Origin of the sequence: Actinomadura sp. WAC 06369, from assembly GCF_003947565.1 — a bacterium.
In the GTDB taxonomy this organism is placed as follows: Bacteria; Actinomycetota; Actinomycetes; order Streptosporangiales; family Streptosporangiaceae; genus Spirillospora; species Spirillospora rifamycini.
In genome coordinates this window covers 1-4,005 of record NZ_QHJN01000319.1, presented here as the reverse complement: position 1 = coordinate 4,005, position 4,005 = coordinate 1, and the positions used below count along the sequence as shown (strand labels likewise).

Genomic DNA, 4,005 nt, shown 5'->3' with positions numbered 1-4,005 from the left:
GCTCACGATGGGCACCTCACGTTGCGGCCCGCCGCGGCGGGCCGCAACGTGAGGTGCCCATCGTGAGCGACCCGATCGCCATCGGCCGGATCGGCCGCCCGCACGGCGTCCGCGGCGAGGTCACCCTCGACGTCCGCACCGACGACCCGGACGTCCGGTTCGCGCCCGGCACCTCGATCGCCACCGACCCGGCGTCCGCCGGGCCCCTCACCGTCGACCGCGCCCGCTGGCACTCCGGGCGCCTCCTCGTCCGGTTCGCCGGGATCGCGGACCGCGACGCCGCCGAGCAGATCCGCGGCACCTGGCTGGTCGTCCCCTCCGACGACATCCGCCCCTCCGACGACCCCGACGAGTTCCACGACCGCGAGCTCATCGGCCTCGCCGTCGTCACCACCGACGGCGCCGACGTCGGCCGGGTCGCCGACGTCCTCCACCACGGGCAGGACCTGCTGGTCGTGCGGGGGCCCGGCGGGGAGCGGCTCGTGCCGTTCGTGGCCGCGCTGGTCCCCGAGGTGGACGTGCCCGGCGGCCGGCTCGTCATCGACCCGCCCCCCGGCCTCCTCGACGAATCATGAACATCGACATCGTCACGATCTTCCCCGAGTACTTCGCCCCGCTGGACCTGTCCCTGCTGGGCAAGGCCCGCCGCGGCGGGCTGCTCGACCTCACCGTGCACGACCTGCGCGGCTGGACGCACGACCGGCACCGCACCGTGGACGAGACCCCCTACGGCGGCGGGCCCGGCATGGTGATGAAGCCCGAACCGTGGGGCGAGGCGCTGGACGCCGTCGTCCCGCCCGGCACCACCGCCCGGCTGGTCGTCCCGACCCCCGGCGGGCGGCCCTTCACCCAGGCGCTCGCCGCCGAGTACGCCGCCGAGCCCCGCCTGGTGTTCGCCTGCGGACGGTACGAGGGCATCGACTCCCGCGTCGCCGAGGAGGCCGCGACCCGCATGCCCGTCGACGAGGTCAGCCTCGGCGACTTCGTGCTCGCCGGCGGCGAGGTCGCCGTCCTGGTCATGGTGGAGGCCGTCGCCCGGCTCCTGCCCGGCGTCCTCGGCAACGCCGACTCGGTCGCCGACGACTCCTTCGCCCCCGGCGCGATGGAATCCCTCCTCGAAGGCCCCGTCTACACCAAGCCGCCGGTGTGGCGCGACCGTCCCGTCCCGGAGGTCCTCCTCTCCGGCAACCACGGCGCGATCGCCAGGTGGCGGCGCGACGAGGCGCTGCGCCGCACCGCCCGCGTCCGTCCCGAACTGCTCGCCCGCCTCGACCCCGCGCACCTCGACGCGCACGACCGCGACGTCCTGCGCGAGGCCGGTTTTCCGGTTGACGCCGAACGTATGGCAAACTAGAGCGTCCGTGCGCCTGCGCTCGAGCAGGCGATGAAGACCGCTTCCGCGGCGCGACGCCCCCACGAAGGACCCACGGGGCCTCTCGACGCCCGCGTTCGACTTTGAGGAACCGCTGCGATGCACACCCTGATCCAGGAGATCGAAAAGGCCGCGATGCGCGCCGACGTCCCGGACTTCCGCCCGGGCGACACGCTGAAGGTGCACGTCCGCGTGACGGAGGGCAACCGGAGCCGTATCCAGGTCTTCCAGGGCGTGGTGATCCGGCGCCAGGGCGGCGGCGCCCGCGAGACCTTCACCGTCCGCAAGGTGAGCTACAGCGTCGGCGTCGAGCGGACGTTCCCGATCAACAGCCCGTCGATCGACAAGATCGAGGTCGTCACCCGCGGCGACGTCCGCCGCGCCAAGCTCTACTACCTGCGCAACCTGCGCGGCAAGGCCGCGCGCATCAAGGAGAAGCGCGAGTCCTGAGCCCGTGCCCCGCAACGCCCCGGACCCCCGCGGTACCGGGGCGTTGCCCGTTTCGGGGGGAATGTTCGGCTCGGCTCTCGGTGACACGCCCGCGACGGGCATGTTCGGGCCCCGCGCCGCTAGTCTTTTGATCTGATGACTGACGAGGACGATCGGAGAGACGTGCGATCCGAGGCCGAGGGCGCGGTGCCCGAAGAAGAGCAGACCGTGACCTCCGAAGAAGAGGAGGCCGAGGACGGCGACGACAAGAAGAAAAAGCAGGGCTCTTTCTGGAAAGAACTGCCCATTCTCGTCGTCATCGCCGTCGTCCTCGCCTTGGTCATCAAGGCGTTCGCCGTGCAGGCTTTCTACATCCCGTCCGGTTCCATGGAGAACACGCTCCAGGTCGGCGACCGGGTCCTCGTCAATAAGATCGTCTACCACACCCGCGACGTCGCCCGCGGCGACATCATCGTCTTCAACGGCCTGGACTCCTGGGACCCGGAGATGCAGGTCAGCGAGCCCACCAACCCCGTCTCCAAGGCCCTCCGCTGGGTCGGCGCCGCCTTCGGCTTCGCCCCCAACGAGAAGGACTACATCAAACGGGTCATCGGCATCCCCGGCGACCGCGTCAAGTGCTGCGACGCCCAGGGCCGCGTCACCGTCAACGACGTCCCGATCGACGAGTCGTCCTACCTGTACACCGACCCGATCACGGGCGAGCAGAACAAGCCGTCCAACGACCCCTTCGACATCAAGGTCGCCCCCGGCCAGGTGTGGGTCATGGGCGACCACCGGGAACTCTCCTTCGACTCCCGCTCCCACCAGGCCGACCCCGGCGGCGGCACCATCCCGATCGACCACGTCATCGGCCGCGCCTTCGTGATCGTCTGGCCGCTGGACCGGATCGACACCCTCCCCATCCCGGACACCTTCGAGCAGCCCGCGCTCGCGGCCGCCGCCGCGGCCCTGCCCGCGACCCCCTTCGCGCTCGGCGTCATCGGCACCCTCCCGATCGCCTACCTGCTGAGACGCCGCCGCCTCAGACCGGCGGAAGCGGCGATCCGCGGGAAGCCGACCATCGAGTGATCGGCGACATGCCCGGAAGGGGGCCGTTCGGGCGGCGGCAGGGGGCCCGGGAGACGTACGCTGCGGAGCATGAAGGGTCGTCCACTCCGCTTCACGCCCCGACGTGACGCCGGGCTGCTCGCCTACGAGCGAGCCCTGCAGCACGCCGGCTTCGCCCCCGTGGCCGGCGTCGACGAGGCGGGGCGGGGAGCCTGCGCGGGCCCCCTGGTCGTCGGCGCCGTGATGCTGCGCAGCGGCCGCCGCGGCACGATCGAGGGCCTCACCGACTCCAAGCTCCTCACCCCGGCCCGCCGCGAGGAGCTGTACGGCGAGATCACCGAACGGGCCCTCGCCTGGAGCGCCGTGGTCATCCCGTGCCACGACATCGACCGCATCGGCCTGCACCGGTGCAACATCACCGGGATGCGCCGCGCCCTCGCCGCCCTGCCCGAACGCCCCGCCTACGTGCTGAGCGACGGCTTCCCCGTGCCCGGCCTCGACGTGCCCGGCCTCGCGATGATCAAAGGCGACCAGGTCGCGGCCTGCGTGGCCGCCGCGTCCGTCATCGCCAAGGTCACCCGAGACCGCATCATGGTGGAACTCCACGAGCGGTACCCGGAGTACGGTTTCGACCTGCACAAGGGATACGTGACGCGCGCGCACGGCAAGGCCCTCCGCGAGCACGGACCTTGTCCGGAGCATCGGTTCTCCTACGTCAACGTCGGGCGAGCAGTGCGTAACAATGGGGACGTGGCCTTGGGGGAGGTCCCCGGCGAAGGCCGCACGGAAGGGGCACGAACGTGAGCGCCGAGGATCTCGAGAAGTACGAGACCGAGATAGAGCTGCAGCTCTATCGCGAGTACCGGGACGTCGTCGGGCTGTTTACCTACGTCGTCGAGACGGAGCGCCGCTTCTACCTGACGAACTCCGTCGACCTCCAGGTACGCGGCACCGACAACGGCGAGGTCTTCTTCGAAGTCACCATGCAGGACGCCTGGGTCTGGGACATGTACCGCCCCGCCCGCTTCGTCAAGAACGTCCGCGTCGTCACCTTCAAGGACGTCAACGTCGAAGAACTCGCCAAAAGCGACTTCGAACTACCATCCGACCAGTAACCCCACCCGCCGATCCAGCAG

Annotated in this window: 6 protein-coding genes; all 6 read left to right on the top strand. The window is 70.8% G+C overall.

What is annotated here, in order from left to right:
* Positions 1-62 precede the first annotated feature (62 nt).
* Positions 63-575: a ribosome maturation factor RimM gene (rimM, locus tag DMH08_RS38920; protein WP_425248278.1), complete on the top strand. Its 513-nt coding sequence runs from the start codon at positions 63-65 to the stop codon at positions 573-575.
* Entirely contained in the window at positions 572-1,354 is a 783-nt protein-coding gene (trmD, locus tag DMH08_RS38915) for a tRNA (guanosine(37)-N1)-methyltransferase TrmD (protein WP_125621259.1), read from the top strand. Before rimM ends, trmD begins: the two co-directional genes overlap by 4 nt.
* Positions 1,355-1,471: 117 nt before the next feature.
* Positions 1,472-1,822, top strand: coding sequence for a 50S ribosomal protein L19 (rplS, locus tag DMH08_RS38910; protein ID WP_026405315.1), 351 nt, complete (start codon positions 1,472-1,474; stop codon positions 1,820-1,822).
* A gap of 135 nt (positions 1,823-1,957) precedes the next feature.
* On the top strand, positions 1,958-2,890 hold the full coding sequence (gene lepB / locus DMH08_RS38905; RefSeq protein WP_125621257.1) for a signal peptidase I: 933 nt from the start codon (positions 1,958-1,960) through the stop codon (positions 2,888-2,890).
* 69 nt (positions 2,891-2,959) lie between these two features.
* A complete protein-coding gene (locus DMH08_RS38900; RefSeq protein ID WP_125621255.1) occupies positions 2,960-3,673 on the top strand; it encodes a ribonuclease HII in 714 nt (237 codons plus the stop codon).
* Positions 3,670-3,984: a DUF2469 domain-containing protein gene (locus tag DMH08_RS38895; protein WP_125621253.1), complete on the top strand. Its 315-nt coding sequence runs from the start codon at positions 3,670-3,672 to the stop codon at positions 3,982-3,984. Before DMH08_RS38900 ends, DMH08_RS38895 begins: the two co-directional genes overlap by 4 nt.
* Positions 3,985-4,005 lie beyond the last annotated feature (21 nt).

Coding starts and splice junctions, on each gene's coding strand:
- trmD (WP_125621259.1), top strand. CDS start 572: ATGAACATCGACATCGTCACGATCTTCCCCGAGTACTTCGCCCCGCTG.
- rplS (WP_026405315.1), top strand. CDS start 1,472: ATGCACACCCTGATCCAGGAGATCGAAAAGGCCGCGATGCGCGCCGAC.
- lepB (WP_125621257.1), top strand. CDS start 1,958: ATGACTGACGAGGACGATCGGAGAGACGTGCGATCCGAGGCCGAGGGC.
- DMH08_RS38900 (WP_125621255.1), top strand. CDS start 2,960: ATGAAGGGTCGTCCACTCCGCTTCACGCCCCGACGTGACGCCGGGCTG.